The sequence below is a fragment of the Streptomyces sp. NPDC001492 genome (assembly GCF_053597275.1).
In genome coordinates, this window is record NZ_JBSFHW010000002.1 from 273564 (window position 1) to 292286 (window position 18723).

The window sequence follows — 18723 nt, forward strand, 5'->3', positions numbered from 1 at the left end:
CCTTCGGCTCCGGTCGTCGATACGTTGGAGTCATGCGATATGCCATCTCCATCCCTCAGTTCTATCGAGACGGCCAGTTCGATCCGGGAGCCTTCCGCGAGTACTTCGCGAAGGCCGAGGACCTCGGGTACCACAGCGCGTGGGCGCAGGAGTCGCCGTTGGGGACCGGGTCGGTGCTGTCGCCCATGGAGGCCATGACGTACGCCGCCGCGTGCACGACCCGGCTGCGGCTGGGCACCACCGTGTTCGTCAGCACGCTGCACCAGCCCGTGCACTTCGCCAAGGCGCTGGCGACCATCGATCAGATGAGCGGCGGCCGACTGGAAGTGGGGGTCGGCTCCGGCGGCCCCGACCGGCCGTTCGCCGCGTTCGGCATGGACAAGGCCCGGTACTTGGCCCGGTTCACCGAGGGCATCGCCCTCACCAAGGCCCTGTGGACGCAGCCGAGCGTCACCTTCGACGGCGAGTTCTGGCAGCTCCAGGACGCCGTGTTGGAGCCGAAGCCGCTCCAGAAGCCGCATCCTCCGCTGTGGTTCGGCGGATCCAGTGAGTCGGCGCTTCGGCGTGCGGTGCGGCTGGGGAACGGGTTCTTCGGGGCGGGGTCGTCGACCACGGCCGCGTTCAGGGAGCAGGTCGCGTTCGTCACCGAGGCGGCGGCCAAGGCGGGCAGGACGGACTTCTCGATCGCCAAACGGGTCTACATCGACATCGATGCGGACGCCGGGCTGGCGCGTGAGCGGGTCAACGCCGGGCTGGCCCGCGTCTACGGCCGGCGCATTCCCCGCATCGAGGCCGCCGCGATCGCCGGCACGCCGGACGACTGCGTGGCCGCCGTCCGCGAGGTGATCGACGCCGGCGCGGGTCTCGTCCTGTTCACCCCGATCGGCGATCCCACCGCCCTCGCGGACCGCATTGCCGACGAGGTGATCCCCGCACTGTCGGTCTGACCTCCGCCGGTCCCCCGAGTGCGCGCAAGTTGCCGGGGTCAGCCGCTCGCCGCAGGCAGCGAGGCACTGGCGCGCTGCCCCTGCGTCTCGGCCCACTCCCGCAGCTCGTTGCCACCCACCTCCTCGATCGCTGTCTGCAGCGCGGCGCGCGCCGCCGCATCGCGTTCCGCCGGCGGCAGCAGCAGATAGCGGTCGACGGCGCGCCGCAGGGTCTCGTGGGACTGCCCGCCGGCGATCCAGCGTGCGCCGGGGTTGAACAGCTGCCGCACGCCGGTGAAGAAGACGGCGCCGCCCGCGATCAGCGCGGTCAGCCAGGCCGGGGCATGCAGCCCGGCCGCCACGACCGTCGCCGACGTGGAGGCGAGGGCACCCAGTTCCGTGGCGTGGTGGAGCCGTCTGGCCCGGTCGCGGGTGCGCCCGTAGAACGCCAAGTCCTGCCGCGCGAGGGCCAGTACCGGGTCGGGCTCCGCGGACCAGTCCGGGTCGGTGACCGTGCTTCGTCTCATCGGGACATCATCGGGGGCGCACGCGCGCGGAGGAAAGGCCGGCCGGGCGGCAACCCGGCCGTCATGACGCCGATTCCGTCGCCGGGCCGCCTCAGGCCCGCCGGAACCGCAAGGTCACCAGCTGGAAGGGGCGAAGCCGCACACCGACCCGGTCTGCCTCCCGACGCTCGATCGCCGCCTCGGGCGCCGGGCGTTCCAGCAGATCCGTCTCCGTGACGCCCGCCACCCCGAATCCGGCCGTGAGCGTGGCACGGGCGCGTCCGCCGTGGGCCTCGTGGAAACGGACCACCACGTCGCCGCTGCCGTCGTCGGCCAGCTTGACCGCGGTGACCACGACCGCCTCGTGATCGACGCTCACCAACGGGGCGACCTCGGCTGCCCCGTTGGTCCGTCCCTCCCGCACATTGATCCGCCACCCTTCGCGCACCGCGTCCCCGATCCCCGCCCCCGGCACCAGCGCATGCCGGAAGCGGTGAACGCCCTGGTCCGTCTCCGGGTCCGGGAACCGCGGGGCGCGCAGCAGCGACACCCGGACCGTGGTCGTCGTACCGCGGTCGCCGTCGGTGCGGACCGTGCGGGTCACGTCATGGCCGTACGTGGAGTCGTTGACGAGGGCGACACCCCAGCCGGGCTCCTCGACGTGGACGAAGCGGTGGTTGCAGGCCTCGAACTTGGCCGCCTCCCAGGAGGTGTTGGTGTGCGTGGGACGGTGGAAGTGCCCGAACTGGGTCTCCGACGCGTAGCGTTCGGCGTGCACGTCGAGCGGGAAGGCCAGCTTGAGGAACTTCTCCGTCTCGTGCCAGTCCACCTCCGTGTCCAGCACCAGCCGCCGCTCCCCCGGCGGCAGCGTCAGCACCTGCGTGACACGTGAGGCGCCGAAGGACCGTACGATCCGCACCGACGCGCCGTCCTCACCGGCGACCACCTCGTCGGCCTCCGTGAGATCGGTGACCGTGTTGCGGTAGAACTCGTCGACGTCCCAGGCGTCCCACATGTTCGGGAAGTCGGGATGGAGCTGGAGGAGGTTCGCCGCGCGGCCCGGGGCGATCGTCTCCCGGTCGGCCGCGCTGTCGTAGGCCGATACGACCAGGCCCTGGGCGTCGATCTCGCAGCGCAGCAGACCGTTGTCGAGGACGTGCCCGCCGGCTGGGCGCGGGGTCACGGTGGTTCTGCCCTCGCTGACCGCGGTCCCCGCACCGCCCGCCGGGATCCCGTGCCGGGCATGCGGCGCCGCGTTGAAGACGAGCGGCGTCGACCCCTCACCTGCCAGGGCGCGCTGGGCCGCAGCAACGATGGCGTCCAGCTCGGCCGCCACGCGCTCGTACGTCGCCCGCGCCTCCCGGTGCACCCACGCGATCGACGATCCCGGCAGGATGTCGTGGAACTGGTGCAGCAGCACCGTCTTCCAGATGCGGTCCAACTCCTGGTACGGGTAAGGGAATCCGGTGCGTACGGCGGCCGTGGCGGCCCAGAGTTCGGCCTCGCGCAGGAGGTGTTCGCTGCGCCGGTTGCCCTGCTTGGTCCTCGCCTGGCTGGTGAGGGTGGCGCGGTGGAGTTCGAGGTAGAGCTCGCCCACCCACACGGGCGGTTCGGGGTACTCGGCCTCGGCCTTCTCGAAGAACTCCTGCGGGGTCTCCCACACGACGCGTGCAGAGCCCTCCAGGTCCCGCAGCCGCGCCGCTTTCGCGACCATCTCGCGGGTGGTGCCGCCGCCTCCGTCGCCCCAGCCGGTCGGGGCGAGGGAGTGCCGGGCGACTCCCTTGTCCTTGAAGTTGCCTGCCGCGTGGGCGATCTCGCTGCCCTTCATGGAGCAGTTGTAGGTGTCCACGGGCGGGAAGTGCGTGAAGATCCGGGTGCCGTCGATGCCCTCCCAGCGGAAGGTGTGGTGCGGGAACTTGTTCGTCTGCGACCAGGAGATCTTCTGCGTCAGCAGCCACTTGGAACCGGCGGCCTTGATGATCTGCGGCAGCCCGGCGGCGAAGCCGAAGGTGTCCGGCAGCCATGCCTCCTCGTTCTCGATGCCGAACTCGTCCAGGAAGAACCGCTTGCCGTGCACGAACTGCCGGGCCATCGCCTCCGAGCCGGGCATGTTGGTGTCCGACTCCACCCACATCCCGCCGGCCGGCACGAACCGTCCGTCCGCCACCGCCTTCTTCACCCGCGCCCACACCTCGGGCCGGTGTTCCTTCACCCACGCCCACTGCTGGGCCTGCGACATGGTGAACACGAAGTCGGGCTCGTCGTCGAGGAGCGCGGTCATGTTGGAGGTCGTACGGGCGACCTTGCGGACCGTCTCGCGCAGCGGCCACAGCCACGCCGAGTCGATGTGCGCGTGACCGACGGCGCTGATGCGGTGGGCGGAGGGGGTGGCGGGTGCGGACAGGACGTCGGCCAGGCGTGAACGGGCGTGCGCTGCCGTGCCGTTGACGTCCTGAAGGTCGATCGCGTCGAGTGACCGCTCCACCGCGCGCAGGATCTCCCAGCGCCGCGCCGACTCCACCGGCAGCTCGGCCATCAGCTCGCCGAGCACCTCCAGGTCGATCACCAGCTGCCACACCGTCTCGTCGAAGACGGCGAGGTCCATACGGGTGAGGGTGTACTGCGGTTCGCTGCCCGCGGTCTCCTTGTCGCCGAGTTGCGTGGGCAGGAACGGGTGGTAGTCGAGGATGACGGGGTTGGAGGCCGCCTCGATGTGCAGGCGCACCTCCTCGCCGCCCTCGACCGGGGCGCCGATCCGCACCCACTGGTTGCGCGGGTTGAGGCCCTTCACCGGAGTGCCGTCGGGCCGGTACACCAGGCCCTCGCACTGGAATCCGGGCATGTTCTCGTCGAAGCCGAGGTCGAGGATCGCCTCGACGGTCCTGCCGGCCCACGCCCCGGGGACCGTCCCCGTGACGCGGAACCAGCTGGTCCCCCAGGGAGCACCCCACCGGGCGCCGACCGCGATCGGCTCGGGCTCGGCCGCCAGCCCCTCGGCCACCGGCACCGGCTCGCCGGGCGCATTCCACACCGCCACCTCCAGCGGTACGGACTCGGGGTACACGGCGGGGCGGACACGCTCGTCGAGGACGCGCTTGAGACGGGCTTCGACCAGGCTGCGGTCGTCATGCATGCGGGGTGCTCCGTAGGTCTTCCGGGGCTTCCGGTGGCGGATGGTTACCAGGGGTGGGTCACGGTGACGGGGGCCGACGTGGTGTACAGCTCCCCTACTGTGCGCAGCTCCAACCGGGCCGCCTGCTCTCCCTGTTCGGGCCGCAGTCCGGCGAGGAAGTGGGCGCGCTGGCCGGTGGCCCCGAGAAAGCGCCGGGTGCCGTCGGGCAGCAGGCGGTGCAGGGTGTAGTGGCGTACGACGCCCGGGGCCGGGTTCCAGGCCAGGCGCAGGTCGCCGCCGGAGGCCGCGGTGATCCGCAGTCCGGAGGGGGCGGCGGGCGTCTCGACGGTGTCGCGCACCGCCAGCCCGCCGAGCCGCCACTGCACGGGGCCGTCGGTGGCGGTGAGCCGTACAGCGATCGTATGGAGCGTTCCGGAGAGGCCTGTGAGCGGCACGGTCACGGTCTGCCAGCCGTTGACCGAGTTCACCGCCGCGCCGTGCTTTCTGTTGACCGGGTTCACAGGCAGATAGCTGTACGGCGGTGTCGCACCCGGCGCGCCCGGCTCGGCGGTGGCCACGGCGAGCTCCAGGTTCACAGCGCCCGCGTCGGTGCGCTGCGTCAGCTCGACAACCGTGTCAACAGTGATCGGAAGCCGTGTCGCGTACAACTCCACGGTCGTGGGCTCGTCCAGTTCACCGTCCACCAGCACACTGCTGCCGCCACGCCACGCGTCCGCGAAATCGAACGACACCGCAGGCCGCTCGCCCTCCGTCCGCACCACCCACCGCCGCGAGGGCAGCCGGTCCTGCAGCCCGAGGTGGTTCCACGGCGTGTCCGAGGTGACCGCGCCGTCCTCGTGCCACCGCTGCCCGTGCCCGGTGTTGAACACGCTCGCGAACGGCACGGACGACACCGTGGACCGGTCCGCGACCGACACCGCCGGCGCCCGCCACGGATCGGAGGCGTCGGGCCGCGACGGATCGAGCGAACGGCCGGTCCAGAACCGGTCGTCGGCGGCATGGAAGTCGGCCGGGGTCCGGGAGGCGGGCAGGTGGTTGCGGGTCCACTCGGGCCGGTAGAAGCCGATCGAGGTGACATGGGCCTTGGTCGTCGGCACGATGGCGTCCCAGCTCACGCTCGTGTTCGACCCGTTGGACTCGACATCGACACCGGCCCACAACTCGTAGCGGCTGCGGCCGAGTTGCTGCGCCTTCTGCCCGGACGACGACAAGGTGCCCGCACTCCACCGGAAGTCGACGAACATGTCGTCGGCGGCCTGGAAGAACGCCTGGTTCTGGCTGTCGAGCGCCCCCTGCCAGCTCACCGTGCCGTTCACGGTCATCGCGTCGTACCAGGTCACCCGCTGTCCACGGGCCGCGGCGAGCGACTTCAGCTCCTTGACGAAGCCGAGCATGTCGGCGCCGAGCGCGGCATTTCCGCCACCGGTCTCCGCGTTGACGAACCACCCGTCGAACCCGTAGGCAGCCGCGACGGCGACGAGTTGGGCGGCGAGCGGGTAGTGCCCGGCGGAGTCCTTCTGCACCAGATCCCGCGTCCACCGCAACTGACCGCCATAAGCGGTGGGCGGCAGGAAGATGTTGCCCAGCACCGGGACACCGTGCCGGTGGGCTGCGTCCACGATCGGCGCGTTCGGCGCGAGGATCAGCCCCTCGCCGGACGAGCCGCCCCAGAACACCAGCTCGTCGATGTACGCCCAGTGCGTGAGCGCGTAGTAGTCGGCGGTCGCCGAACCCTGCGAGGGGTTGCCGGAGGTCGGCCCGAAAGACACCAGCGACTGGATGCGGGCCTGTCCGGAGCGGGCGGCGGCGTTGGCCGCCGTCGGGGTGAAACGGGGAGCCAGGGGCACGGACGCGGTGTTGAAGGCGAGGTCGGTGTCCTCGGCGGCGCGCCAGGCCTTCAGGCTGCGCCAGGTGATGCCGTTGCCCGGGCTGCCGGAGGGCAGGGAGTCCGGGTACCAGTAGGAGGCGTACGGCGGGGTCGCGGGGGCGGCCTTCGGCGCGGCAGAGACCGGCAGCTGCGGTACCAAGGCGGCCGCGGCGCCGGCGAGCAGGACGGTGCGTCTGGTGGGGTTCACGAGCTGGTTCCTCCTTGTGGGGTGCGGAGTACCTGTTCGGGAGTGACGACTTCGGTGATGCCGCGTGCGGCGAGGTGGTCCTTGTCGTCCGCGCGGGTGTCCAGGACGGTGGTGGGCCGGGCGCCGTCGGCGGTCAGCCGGAAGAAGGCGTCGAAGACCGGCCCGCCGGGGGCGCAGAGCGAGCGCATGGCCGGGTCGGCCGGGACGACGAGGGCGGTGCTGCGGGGTGCGGGTGGCGTGTGTTCGCGCGCTGCCGCATCCGCCAGCGCCCGTGCCGTGTCCTTGGGCCGGCGGTCGTTGGTCAACAGGCCCAGCCCGTATTCGAGTTCGGGGAAGTCCGCGAGGTCCCGGGACACGTCGTGCGAACACCACCAGGTGATGCCCCACAGGCCGGGGCAGTCCAGGACACCTGCGACGGTGGCCCCGGTGAAGGCGGCGGCGTGCTCGGGTGGGATGAGGGGTGCGGGTGCGCCGACCTCCTGGAGCCAGACCGGGCGGTGGGGATCGTCGGCCCAGGCCTTGCTCAGTTCGACGAGATAGGCGGCGTGGTGTTCGGTCGGGACGGCGGTGCGGCCGTGGCGCTGGGCGGTGCCGTTGAAGACCCAGGAGTGTACGGCGGTGACGGCGCCGTGGCGGGCGGCCTGGGACGGGGTGAAGGGCATGTCGTCCTGGTACCAGGTGGCGTCGTACTCGGCGTGCAGGTGCAGTTTGCCGGGGGCGCCCTGCTCGCAGGCGGCGAGCATGCGCGCGAGCCACGCGTCGATCTCGTCGGAGGTGGCCCGGTCCGGATCGGGATGCGGGTCAGCCGAGAACTGGTTGACCTCGTTGCCGAGGGTGATGCCGAGGAAGTTGGGGCGTTCGGCGAGGGCGGCGGCGAGCGTGCGCAGATAGGCGGCCTGGCCGTCGAGCACGTCCGGGTCGGTGAACAGGTTCCGGCGGTGCCAGGTGCGCGTCCAGGCGGGCAGGAAGTCGAAGCTGCTCAGATGCCCTTGCAGACCGTCCACGTTGACGTCGAGCCCGCGCTCGGCCGCCGCGTCCACCAGTGCGACGAGCTGCTCGACGGCGCGGGGGCGGATCAGCGTGCGGTTGGGCTGGAAGTACGGCCACAGCGGGAAGACCCGGATGTGGTCCAGGCCGAGCGCGGCGATGGAGTCGAGGTCGGTCCGTACGGAGTCGAGGTCGAAGTCGAGCCAGTGGTGGAACCACCCTTCGCTGGGGGTGTAGTTGACGCCGAAGCGCACGGCAGCAGGCATACGGAGGTCCTTGAACTCGATGGCGGCGATCAGCCCTTGACAGCCCCCTCGCCGACCCCGCGGAAGAAGTACCGCTGCAGACAGGCGAAGAGGGCGATCAGCGGTGCCACGGCGATGACCGTGCCCGCGGCGACGAGCCGTTCGTCGCCCGCGAAGGTGCCGTGCAGATAGTTGAGGCCGATGGTCAGCGTGAACTTGGACGGGTCGCTCAGCACGATCAGCGGCCACAGGAAGTCGTCCCAGGCACCCATGAAGGCGAAGATGGCGACGACGGCGAGCGTGCCCTTCACCGCGGGCAGCGCGATGCGCAGGAACCGCTGCCAGACGTTGGCGCCGTCGACGTAGGCCGCCTCCTCGATCTCGAAGGGCAGGTTGAGGAAGGCGTTGCGCATCAGCAGCACGTTCATGGCGCCGATGCAGCCCGGCAGCACCACGCCGACCAGGGTGTTGTTGAGGCCCAGCTCCCGCATGGTGGTGAACTGGGCGATGATGATGCCCTCCACCGGTACGAGCATCGCGAGGATGAAGGCGAGGGTGGCCACCCGGCGGCCGCGGTAGCGCAGCCGGGCCAGGGCGTAGCCGGCGAGGGCCGATCCGACGCAGTTGGTGACGACATTGGCGGTGGCCACCTTCAGGGAGTTGAACGCGTAGTCCCAGACGGGGATGGTGTCGGCGACCCGTTCGTAGTTGTGCAGGGTGGGGTGGCCGGGCAGGAAGGTGGGCGGGGAGCTGTAGATGTCCTCGGTGGGACCCTTGAGCGAGGTGGACAGCTGCCACAGGAACGGGCCGACGGTCAGGGCGAGCACGGCGAGCAACAGCACATAGCGCAGGACGAGTTCCCAGGCCCGGATGCGGCGGCCGTGCTCGTCGGTGACGCGAGTGCGGGGCTCGCGTACGGGGACCCGCGGCTGCACGGGTCGTACCTTCTCGACGACGCTCACCTGTCCTCCCTCCGGTCGGCGCGCAGCACGAGCAGCATCAGGGCGACGGTGACGACGAAGACGACGACCGAGAGGGCGGAGGCGTAGCCGACGCGGCCGGTGAGGCCGGTGCCGGTGCGCTGGACGAGCATGACCAGGGTGGTGTCCTCACCGGCCGGTCCACCGCTCGGGCCCGCCATGAGGTAGACCTCGGAGAACACCTTGAAGGCGGCGACCGAGGACAGCGCGCCGACCAGGACCATGGTGGAGCGGACGGCGGGCACGGTGACGGTCAGGAAGCGGCGGACCGCGCCCGCGCCGTCGACGGCGGCGGCCTCGTGGAGTTCGCGGGGCACATTGGCCAGCGCCGCCAGATAGATGATCATGTAGTAGCCGAGGCCCTTCCAGACCGTGACGGCCATGGCGCTCAGCAGGAGCAGCCACTGGTCGCTGAGGAAACCGACCCGTCCGACCCCGATCGCCTCCAACAGGGAGTTGATCAGGCCGCGTTCGTCGAGCAGCCACACCCAGATCAGCCCGACGACGACGATCGAGGCGACGACCGGGGTGTAGAAGACGGACCGGAAGAAGGTGATGCCGGGGATGTTCTTCTGGACCAGCAGCGCGAGCAGCAGGGGCAGGACGACCAGTGCGGGGACGACCCCCAGTACGTACAGCCAGCTGTTGCGCAGGCCGATCCAGAACATGTCGTCGTGGAGCAGTTCGCGGAAGTTGGCGAGGCCCACGAACCGGCCCGGGATCAGGGTGCGGCGGTCGGTGAAGGCGTTGACCAGGGTGGAGACGAACGGGTACAGGATGAACGCGCCGGTGATCAGCAGTCCGGGTGCGGCGAACAGCCAGGGACTGGTGGGCAGTTGGCGCCGCACACGACGCCCCCCGGATACGGCAGGAGTGACCATCGCGCGCTAGCCCTGCTGCTGGAGGAGCGTGTTGCAGACCTTGACAGCGTTGTCGAGAGCCGTCTTGGGGCTCTCCTTGCCCAGCAGGGCCTTGGCGACCTCGTTGCGCAGCGCCGTCTTCATCTGCTCGCTGAACAGGACGGGCGTGTAGTTGACCGCGTTCTTCAGCGACTTGGCGGCGGCGATGCGCACCCGCGTCTCGTCGGTCCCGTCCTCCTTGGTGAAGTACGGGTCGTCCAGCGAGCCGGCGGTGCTCGGGAAGATGGCGACCTTCTTGGCGAAGGACATCTGGTGCTCGGCGTCGGTGACCCAGTGCGCGAAGGCGACCGAGGCGGCCGTGTGCTTGGTCCTGGAGTTGACCATCACGCCCATCACATACATGTTGACGTGGCCGGTGCTGGTGATCTGGTCGGTGATGCCGATGTTCTTGTACAGGTTGGGCGCCTGCTTCTTGAAGTTGCCGAGGTCGAGGGCGCTGCCGGGGTTCATGGCGACGGCCTCGGTGAGGAACTTCTTGCCCGACGACTCGGGGGTGGCGGTCAGCGCCTGCGGGTCGAGGGCCTTCGCGTCGTACAACTCCTTGTATCTGGCGAGGAGTTGGATGCCCTTGGCGTCGTTGAAGGCGAAGGCGGTGCCCTGCTTGTTCATGAGCTCGACGCCGTAGCGGCCGAAGTCCTCGATCGTGGGCACGTTGGCGAGGGTGGCGACCTTGCCGTCGCTCTTCTTCGCCATCTGCAGGGCGTCGGCGAAGAGGTCGTCGTACGTCTTCGGCGGCTGGTCGGGGTCGAGTCCGGCCTTCTTGAACAGGGACCTGTTGTAGAACAGCGGGCCGGTGTTGAGGTACCAGGGGAAGGCGTACGTGCCGGTCATGCCCGGTATCCGGTGGCTGGCCCAGGCGCCCGCCAGGTACTCCTTCCTGTACTGCGCTGCGGCCTTGTCGAGGTCGAGGGCGAGCCCGGCCCTGGCGAGCGGGGCGACGAGGTCCGGGGAGACGTTGACGACATCGGGCAGGGTGCCGCCGGCCGCATCCGCACTGATCTTGTCGGCGTAGCCCTCGGCGGGCTGGTCGACCCACTTCACCTGCGTGCCCGGGTGCTTCTTCTCGAAGTCGGCGATGACGCCCTCGAAGTAGTCCTTGAAGTTGGCGCGCAGGTTCCAGGTCTGGAAGGTGATGTCGCCCTCGATCTTGCCCGAGGCGTCGCCCGAGCCGCCGCCTTCGCTCCCGGAGCCGCAGGCACTCAGCGGCAGGAGGAGGGCACAGGCGGCGAGGGCGGCGAAGGTTCTGCGGGATGTGGGCACGGTGACACGGCTCCCTTGGCGGCGTCGGCGGCTGGGACGCCAGCGACCATGCCCGCGAATCTCGGGGAAAGTCAATGGACTGATCTCAGCTAAAGAAATTCAGCCGACATTAGTACAGGCAAGAGGGGTGTGGCCGAAAACTTGCCCGTCATCACTAATGCGCTTTAGGGTTCTCCCACTCAAGCGCATTAGCCGCTGATCCGGAAGAAATGGGGAGCAACGTGCCGGCCAAGCGTTCCCCGGCCCGCCGGCCGACGATGAAGGACATCGCGCAGCGCGCCGGTGTCTCCGAGAGCGCGGTCTCCTTCGCGCTCAACGGCCGTCCCGGAGTCTCCGAGGTCACCCGCGACCGGGTGCGCCGGGTCGCCGAGCAGCTGGGCTGGCGGCCCAGCACCGCGGCCCGCCAGCTGTCCGGGGAGGGCGCGGCCACGGTCGGCTTCGTGCTCGCCCGCCCCGCGGACACGCTCGGCGTGGACTCGTTCTTCCTGCAACTGGTCTCGGGCATACAGGAGGTACTGGCGGAGCGTCATCTCGGCCTGCTCTTCCAGGTGGTGGAGGACGTCGCCGACGAGTGCGCGGTCTACCGGCGCTGGTGGGCCGAGCACCGCGTGGACGGCGTCCTGGTCGTCGACCCGCGCACGGACGACCCGCGCCCCGGCCTCCTGGACGAACTCGGCCTGCCCGCCGTGGTGATCGGCGGCGCCCCCGACGAACGCCACCCGGGCCTGTCCACGGTGTGGGCGGACGACGCGGGCGCGATGGCCTCGGTGGTGGACGAGCTGTACGCGCTGGGCCACCGCCGGATCGTGCACATCGCGGGCCTTCCGGGCCTCGCCCACACCGAGCGCCGCATCCGCACCCTGCGCGCCGAGGCCGCACGCCGAGGCCTGAGCGAGGTGGAGTCCGTCACCACCGACTACTCGGACGCGGAGGGTGCGGCCGTCACCCGCCGGGTCCTCGGGCGGTCCGCCCCCCCGACCGCCCTGATCTACGACAACGACGTGATGGCCGTCGCCGGCGTGGCCACCGCGACCGAACTCGGCTTCGCCGTACCGACCGACGTCTCGGTGGTGGCCTGGGAGGACTCCGCCCTGTGCCGCATGGTCAAGCCCTGGCTGTCCGCCCTGTCCCGCGACAGCGTGGAGTTCGGGCGCACGGCGGCCAGGGAGCTGACCGCGCTGGTCGACGGCGGACCCGCGCGGACGGTACGGGTGCCCGTGCCCCGGGTGATCGTGCGGGACAGCACCGGGGTGGCGCGCGGGGCCGCCGGGACGGGCGGCGAAGGCACCTGACGCCGCAGCCGCACCCGCGCCGCAAGAGGAGGGGTGTCTCTCCCTTGCGGTACCCGCATTCCGGCGTATTCCCGACCCCCTGGTTCTCTGCTTAGCTGCCTCTCGACAGCCGCGGAGCACCTGGGGTTGCCGCTGTCGCTCAGCTACGGGGGTACGGCTGTGAAAGCCTCTCAGAGAATGTGATCCCGCCCAGGCGGGGGCCGGCGAACAGCGCCGTGCGCACCGCCGTTTCGTAGTCGCCACCGTTTCCAGCGCTTCCCGCCGTGCGGCGACGTGTGCCCGCACGGCCTGACGGACGCGCCCCGCCCCGTCCGGGCCCGGTCGCGCTCCGCCCTGCCCTGCCCGCCGTGCGGCGGCCGGCAGCGGCACCGACACGCCCCGAGCACGAAGGAGGGTTCCCTCATGCCTGTCAACGACCCGCTGGACCTCGACCATCTCAGGTCGGTACTCGACCAGGCGGGCAATCCGTGGCACATGACCACGACCAGCATGACGGCGCTCACCGAGGAGCAGCGCGTGGTGCGCCTCGGTGTCCCCGTCGAGTCGGCCGACCGCTCCGCGATCGAGAGCGCGAAGCAGAGCAACATCGCCGCCGCCCTGTCCGCCACCGCCGACTCGGTGGGCGCACCCGCCGCGTTCGACCTGCGCAACATCGGCGGCGTGAACTACACGACGCCGGTCAAGAACCAGGGCTCGTGCGGTTCCTGCGTGGCCTTCGGCACCGTGGGCATGATGGAGCACGTCACGCGCTTCAGCTACGGCGCGCCCTATCTGCCGGTCGACCTGTCCGAGGCGCAGGCGTTCTACTACTACGGCCGTCAGGCAGGCCGTACCTGTTCCACCGGCTGGTTCCCGGAGCCGCTGGCGGACCAGGCGCGCGACAACGGCATCACCATCGAGGAGTACTTCCCGTACACGGCGGGCGACCAGGACGCCTCCAAGCTCAACGCGGACTGGCCCAACCGCCTGGTGAAGATCCGCTCCTGGCAGTCCGTCACCAACAACCCGGCGGCGATGAAGGAGAACATCGCCCGCTACGGCTCCATCACCGCCTGTTTCCTGGTCTACCAGGACTTCTTCAGCTACTCCAGCGGCGTCTACCGGCACCGCACCGGTGACCTCGCGGGCGGCCACTGCGTCACGCTCGTCGGCTACGACGACGCGCAGCAGTGCTGGATCGGCAAGAACAGCTGGGGTCCGGGCTGGGGCGAGCAGGGCTTCTTCCGCATCGGCTACGGCGAGTGCGGCATCGAGACCTGGCACAACCTGGCGGCGCTCGGCACGCTCATCCACAACTGGCTGCCCGACCAGCGCATCCTCGCGCTGTGGAGCAACGAGATCGACGCCAATGTGTGGGCGTACGGCGAGCTGCGCGGCTGGCTGAACCTCAACGGCTCCGTCGGCGCGACCGACGCGGCGATGCTCGCCGAACTCGCCGCGTCCAAGGCGAACGGCGCCAAGGTCGGCCTGTACGAGGACAACGGCAGCGTCCAGCAGATCTACGCCTGGTGAGACCGGGGAACCAGGGAGAGGAGAGCACGACATGAGCCCGCAGAACAGCGGCCCCAAGCAGCCGAAGCAGCAGCCGCCCTCGACGCAGGCGGTCCGCTCCGCGGCCGAGCAGGACGAGGCCGGGCGGCCCGTACTGCTGCCGCCGGGCGTGGACATCGGCCTGAACGGCAGTGCGCTCACCGCGCCGGGCAAGCCGGCCAGTGATGTGATGGTCGCGCGGTTCGAGCAGACGGCGTCCGGCGAGGCCCGGCCGACGATCACGCCCGAACTCCGGGGCGACCTGCAGGCGTTCGCGGCGGCGCAGGCCGCCACGGCGGTCACGGGCACGTGGACGCAGAACGCGATCGTCGACGCGATGTGGTCGATCAACCAGACCCGCAACGCCTTCCTGCACGTCAAGGGCGGTGCCTGGAAGAAGATCTTCAACGGCAGCGACTGGGCGTTCACCGCGCTGACGACGCTGGCCTCCCAGGCCCGCCAGACGGGGCGGCCGATCTCCTTCCGTGAGGAGGCCGACGGCCTGGTCCACGAGATCTACCTGCTGTAGCCCTGCCCGCCGAGGGACCGTGTCGAGCGTGCCGGGCGCGGTCCCTCGCGCGTCACTCGACGGTGACGCGCAGCGCGTACCGCTCGGCCACGTCGTCGCCCCACGGCTGCCTGAGCACGAGCTCAAGGCGTCCCTCACCGGCCTTGGTCGGCCGCAGCCGCAGCACCCGGGTGCCACCGGCGCCCGGGGCGAGCTCTCCGGGCGGCACATAGTCGCTGGACGCCACCTCAAGGCCGCCCTCGATGCCCTCGACGTGCCACCGGTAGCCGGTGGTGGCGTTCTCGGCCAGCCGCACCACGAGGTCGTCGCCGAGCCCCACCCGCACCTCGCCGTCCTGCGCCGACACCTGCACCTCACCCACGGGACCGCACCTCCTCGGCTCTGGTCCTCTCGGTGTACCCCGCCTTCCGGTGCCTGGCCAGCCGGTGCGAGGGCCGAACCGGCCGCGGTGTCAGAGCCGGAACAGGGCCCAGACGAGTTTTCCGCCGGCGGCCCGCGGGTTCCATCCCCATGCGTCGCTCAGCACCGAGACGACCTGCAGTCCCCGTCCCGACTCCGCGAGTTCGTCGGCCTGCACGGCGACGGGGATCAGGTCGCTCTCGTCGGTGACCGCACACACGGCGCAGGACCAGCGGTCCCAGTACGCGAGCCACAGCGCCGGCTGCAACTCCGCCCCGCCGTCCGCTGCTCGGCCGTAGCGCAGGGCGTTGCTCAGCAGCTCCGACACGGTGACCGCCACGTCCTCGACGCGTTCCCGCGTGGCCCGGTCCACGAGCGTCGTCCGCGTGAAGTCGCGGGCGATGTGGGCGGACTGGGCGATCGGCGGTACGGCGAGCACCGAGCAGTGGGCGGGACCGGGGCCGTCCGCGGAGCCCGGCGCGAGGGGAAAGCTCAGCCCGGGCCCGGGCCGGCCGATGTGGTCCACGGCCTGGCACAGCCACTGCCAAGTGGCCTCGATACGCAGGGGGTTGACCGGTTCAGCGACTTGCTCTGCGGACATCGCGACCCCTGGTACCCCTGCGGAGAGAACAACCGAGCGCTACACCTGTGCGAAGTATCGTGCTACGTCCGGCAGTCCGTACGCAAGTGCATCGGCAATTACCGCTGCAATTGCAGATGATCTTGCGAGCAACCGCCGCCGGACGCTATCGTCCCGCACACCACCCGTGGATGCAATTGAGGATGCAATTGCAGCGCCGACCACGAGTCCACCTCAACGCGACTTCATCTCAAAGAGGTTCAGATGCAGCACGTGAGCAACGGCATGCCTGCCACCGAGCTGGCGGGGGCGGTCTGGCGCAAGAGCCACCACAGCAACCCGGAGGGCAACTGCGTCGAGCTCGCCGCCCTCCCCGACGGCAGCGTCGCCGTCCGCAACTCCCGCCACCCCCAGGGTCCGGCGCTCGTCTACACCAGCGCCGAGATCTCCGCCTTCGTCCGCGGTGTGAAGGACGGCGACTTCGACGGCCTACTCCCCGCCGGCTGAGGTCGGGCACACCCGCGGACCGCCGGAGGGCGCCGGCCACCGGTCGGCGCCCTCCGGCCACTTCACGCACCGCAGCCGTACGACGCCTCGGTGCTACCCTCCTTGGTTGAGTCCCGAACACATGCAGCAGCCGGTGCGGCGGCGAGGGGATGACCATGACGGCAGTTCAGCGAGAACCCACTCCCTCCGGTGCCGACGTCCTGAGCCCGGGGCGCGGCGGGCCGACCGTGCAGCGCATCATGCTGGGCACCCGCCTGCGCCGCCTGCGCGAATCCCTCGGCATCAGCCGGGAGAAGGCCGCCGCGGCCATACGCGCCTCGGATGCCAAGCTGTGCCGCATGGAGCTCGGCCGCGTCGGCTTCAAACAGCGCGACATCGCCGACCTGCTCACTCTGTACGGCGTCCATGACACCGCCGTACGCCAGGACTTCCTGGACTCGGTGCGGCGGGCCAACGAACCCGGCTGGTGGCGGGCGTACGGAGACGCCTTCCCGAGCTGGTTCGAGCAGCACCTGGGCCTGGAGGAGGCCGCCTCCCTCATCCGGACCTACGAAGTCCAGTTCATTCCGGGCCTGTTGCAGACCCCCGAGTACGCCGAGGCCGTCATCCGGCTCGGCCACCCCATCTCCTCCCCGGACGCGATCACCCGCCGGGTCGAGCTGCGCATGACCCGGCAGGAACTGCTCTCCCGGCCGGACGCGCCGAAGCTGTGGGTCGTGGTGGACGAGGCGGCGCTGCGCCGCCCGCTCGGCGGGGCCGAGGTGATGCGCGCCCAGCTCCAGCACCTGATCGAGGCGGCCGCCTGGCCGAACGTGACGCTCCAGGTGCTGCCCTTCCACGTCGGCGGTCACGCGGCGGCCGGCGGACCGATCACCGTGCTGCGCTTCCCCGTCCCGGACCTGCCGGACGTCGTCTACCTCGAGCAGCTCTCCAGCGCCCTGTACCTGGACAAGCCCGAGGAGGTCGACCACTACCTCGCGGTCATGGACCGCCTCAGCCTGGTGGCCTCGCCGGCCGTGGACTCGGTGCCCTTCCTGGAACAGGTCCTCAAGGAGATCTGAGCCCGCCGCACCGCGAGAGCGCCTCACTGCCCCTGCCAGGGGCTGACGCCGGCGGTCGGCACACCTGCGCCGTCATGAAGCGGCCGCACGCCGCGAGCCGGTCCTGACCATGACCGCCGTGAACTTCCTGCTGCACCGGACGGCCGCGGGCTAGACCGCCGCTGCCGGGTACTCGTACCCGGCGGAGAAAGGGGTCGGCAGATGCACGCTCTGATCGACTGGCTCGCCGACCTGTCCGGGCCCGTGGTCTACCTGGTGGTCACGGCCCTGGTGTTCGCCGAGGACGCGCTGTTCTTCGGGTTCGTCCTGCTGGGCGAGACCGCGGCGATCGTCGGCGGTGTGCTGGCCAGGCGGGGCAACGTGGAGCTGGTCTGGCTGACGCTCGCGGTGGTCCTCGCGGCGATCGCCGGGGACAGCGTCGGATACGAGATCGGACGGCGCGCCGGACCGCCGCTGCTCTCGCGCGGCCCCCTGCGCCGGCGGGCCGAGCGGGTGGAGAAGGCGCGCGACCTGATCCGCCGACGTGGTCCCGCGGCGGTCTTCGTCGGCCGCTTCGTCGCCTTCGCACGCTCCTTCGTTCCGGCGATGGCGGGCGCGTCGAACATGGCGTACCGCCGCTTCCTTCTCTACAACGCCGTGGGCGGCCTGGTCTGGGGTGTCGGCAACGTCCTCCTCGGCTATGCCGCGGGAGCCGCCTACGAACGCGTCGAGGGCCTGGTGGGCCGAACCGTCGCCCTGGCCTCCGCCGCCATCGTCCTCGTGGCCCTTGTCGTCTGGCGAATCCGCCGGCACCGCCGCTCCCGCTCTTGAAACGCACCGCCGAATAAACGGCCGAGTTGCCGGGCGCCGAGTTGCATGAAAGCCTAAACAGGGGTATCCGTATGCCCGGATCGGAGGTTTCCGATGCGCCTCGGACCATTCACCGGCATTGTTTCCGTCATTCTGATTGTGGTCGCTTTCTCGGTAGGCGGGTCGACACCGGACATCGGAGATCCCGGCCCGCAGATCAAGCTCTTCTACCACCAGCACGACACGCGGCAGGGTGTCGCCCTGTATCTGCTGATCCTGGCCGCGGCGTTCCTGGTGTTCTTCGCCGGGAACCTGCGCCACCACCTCTCCGAGGCCGACCGGCACGGCTGGCTGCCGCAAGTCGCCTTCGCCGGCGGCATTCTGTCGGCGGTGGGCTTCTGGACGGCGTCGAGCCTCACCCTCGCCATGGTGGACGCCAGTGACAAACGGCGGGTGGGCGGCCAGGCATTTCAGTCGATGAATGCCATCAGCACCGATTTCTTCATTCCCTTTGTCGCCGGAATCGGCATCATGATGCTCGCGGCCGGTCTCGACACGGCACGCAGCGGCACACCTTTGCCGCGTTGGCTCGGCTGGGCCGGAGTCATTCTCGGCGTGGCCACCTTCATTCCCTGGGCGGGATTCTTCGCCTTCCTCGCGGCCGGCCTGTGGATCATCGTCGCGAGTGTGTTCCTGGCCCGTCCGCCGAAGGTCGAGGCGCCTGCAGAGCCTCCCGTGGCGGCGCCCGCCGGATGACGACCCGGCAGCGAGCAGGTCACCAGAGCCGACACCGCGTTCCTCGTACCGTACGTCGACCGTCCGTCCGGCCGCGATCCGGTCGCCCTGGGCGAGGGCTGGAGGACGGTACGGCTGCCGCGGAAGGCGCCGGCCCCGGCGGCGCCGACTGGTACACGGCAGGCGGCTCCCTGTCCGCCTACCGCTACGTCGGCGGCCGGCACGGTGAAGGTGCCCGCGTTGACCACGGTGGCCCGGTAGCCCTGCCG

Annotated in this window: 17 protein-coding genes; 8 read left to right on the forward strand and 9 right to left on the reverse strand. The window is 70.5% G+C overall.

Annotated features, from left to right (window positions below; all coding sequences use genetic code 11):
• Positions 1-32: 32 nt before the first annotated feature.
• A complete protein-coding gene (locus ACWC1K_RS03590) occupies positions 33-947 on the forward strand; it encodes an LLM class flavin-dependent oxidoreductase (protein WP_450828547.1) in 915 nt (304 codons plus the stop codon).
• A gap of 38 nt (positions 948-985) precedes the next feature.
• Here ACWC1K_RS03590 and ACWC1K_RS03595 read toward each other — a convergent pair whose 3' ends face one another.
• The 7 genes from ACWC1K_RS03595 to ACWC1K_RS03625 form a co-directional block, all read right to left on the reverse strand.
• On the reverse strand, positions 986-1453 hold the full coding sequence (locus tag ACWC1K_RS03595) for a DUF4231 domain-containing protein (protein WP_450828549.1): 468 nt from the start codon (positions 1451-1453) through the stop codon (positions 986-988).
• A 91-nt stretch (positions 1454-1544) separates the two neighbouring features.
• Positions 1545-4565 (reverse strand): alpha-mannosidase, encoded by a 3021-nt coding sequence (locus tag ACWC1K_RS03600; RefSeq protein WP_450828551.1) that lies wholly within the window; start codon positions 4563-4565, stop codon positions 1545-1547.
• 44 nt (positions 4566-4609) lie between these two features.
• Positions 4610-6640 carry an endo-beta-N-acetylglucosaminidase gene (locus ACWC1K_RS03605; protein WP_450828553.1) on the reverse strand — a complete coding sequence of 677 codons (2031 nt, stop codon included), beginning with the start codon at positions 6638-6640 and terminating at the stop codon, positions 4610-4612.
• Positions 6637-7893, reverse strand: a complete 1257-nt coding sequence (locus tag ACWC1K_RS03610; RefSeq protein ID WP_450828555.1) for a glycoside hydrolase 5 family protein — start codon at positions 7891-7893, stop codon at positions 6637-6639. Before ACWC1K_RS03610 ends, ACWC1K_RS03605 begins: the two co-directional genes overlap by 4 nt.
• A 29-nt stretch (positions 7894-7922) precedes the next feature.
• Positions 7923-8834, reverse strand: a complete 912-nt coding sequence (locus tag ACWC1K_RS03615; protein WP_450828557.1) for a carbohydrate ABC transporter permease — start codon at positions 8832-8834, stop codon at positions 7923-7925.
• Positions 8831-9733, reverse strand: a complete 903-nt coding sequence (locus ACWC1K_RS03620; protein WP_450828559.1) for a carbohydrate ABC transporter permease — start codon at positions 9731-9733, stop codon at positions 8831-8833. The genes ACWC1K_RS03615 and ACWC1K_RS03620 overlap by 4 nt, the downstream gene beginning before the upstream one ends.
• 6 nt (positions 9734-9739) lie before the next feature.
• A complete protein-coding gene (locus ACWC1K_RS03625; RefSeq protein WP_450828561.1) occupies positions 9740-11032 on the reverse strand; it encodes an ABC transporter substrate-binding protein in 1293 nt (430 codons plus the stop codon).
• Positions 11033-11253: 221 nt separating this feature from the next.
• Here ACWC1K_RS03625 and ACWC1K_RS03630 point away from each other — a divergent pair, with 221 nt between their 5' ends.
• From ACWC1K_RS03630 to ACWC1K_RS03640, 3 genes are all read left to right on the forward strand, one after another.
• Positions 11254-12324: a LacI family DNA-binding transcriptional regulator gene (locus ACWC1K_RS03630; protein WP_450828563.1), complete on the forward strand. Its 1071-nt coding sequence runs from the start codon at positions 11254-11256 to the stop codon at positions 12322-12324.
• A gap of 402 nt (positions 12325-12726) precedes the next feature.
• Positions 12727-13836, forward strand: a complete 1110-nt coding sequence (locus ACWC1K_RS03635; RefSeq protein ID WP_450828565.1) for a C1 family peptidase — start codon at positions 12727-12729, stop codon at positions 13834-13836.
• Positions 13837-13867: 31 nt separating this feature from the next.
• A complete protein-coding gene (locus ACWC1K_RS03640) occupies positions 13868-14383 on the forward strand; it encodes a hypothetical protein (RefSeq protein WP_450828567.1) in 516 nt (171 codons plus the stop codon).
• Positions 14384-14435: 52 nt separating this feature from the next.
• Here the strand turns inward: ACWC1K_RS03640 and ACWC1K_RS03645 are convergent, their stop codons facing one another.
• Together ACWC1K_RS03645 and ACWC1K_RS03650 are read right to left on the reverse strand one after the other, a co-directional pair.
• Complete coding sequence (locus ACWC1K_RS03645; RefSeq protein WP_450828569.1) at positions 14436-14744, reverse strand: protease inhibitor I42 family protein; 309 nt, start codon at positions 14742-14744, stop codon at positions 14436-14438.
• A gap of 90 nt (positions 14745-14834) precedes the next feature.
• Positions 14835-15383 (reverse strand): ATP-binding protein, encoded by a 549-nt coding sequence (locus tag ACWC1K_RS03650; protein WP_450828571.1) that lies wholly within the window; start codon positions 15381-15383, stop codon positions 14835-14837.
• Positions 15384-15626: 243 nt separating this feature from the next.
• On the opposite strand from ACWC1K_RS03650, the gene ACWC1K_RS03655 reads away from it, so the two are divergent.
• The 4 genes from ACWC1K_RS03655 (at position 15627) to ACWC1K_RS03670 (ending at position 18475) form a co-directional block, all read left to right on the forward strand.
• Positions 15627-15869 (forward strand): DUF397 domain-containing protein, encoded by a 243-nt coding sequence (locus ACWC1K_RS03655; RefSeq protein WP_123969107.1) that lies wholly within the window; start codon positions 15627-15629, stop codon positions 15867-15869.
• Between the two features lie 155 nt (positions 15870-16024).
• Positions 16025-16930, forward strand: coding sequence for a helix-turn-helix domain-containing protein (locus ACWC1K_RS03660; protein ID WP_450828573.1), 906 nt, complete (start codon positions 16025-16027; stop codon positions 16928-16930).
• A 201-nt stretch (positions 16931-17131) separates the two neighbouring features.
• Positions 17132-17740 (forward strand): DedA family protein, encoded by a 609-nt coding sequence (locus ACWC1K_RS03665; protein WP_450828574.1) that lies wholly within the window; start codon positions 17132-17134, stop codon positions 17738-17740.
• A 93-nt stretch (positions 17741-17833) separates the two neighbouring features.
• Positions 17834-18475, forward strand: a complete 642-nt coding sequence (locus ACWC1K_RS03670; RefSeq protein ID WP_450828576.1) for a hypothetical protein — start codon at positions 17834-17836, stop codon at positions 18473-18475.
• Positions 18476-18723: the final 248 nt, after the last annotated feature.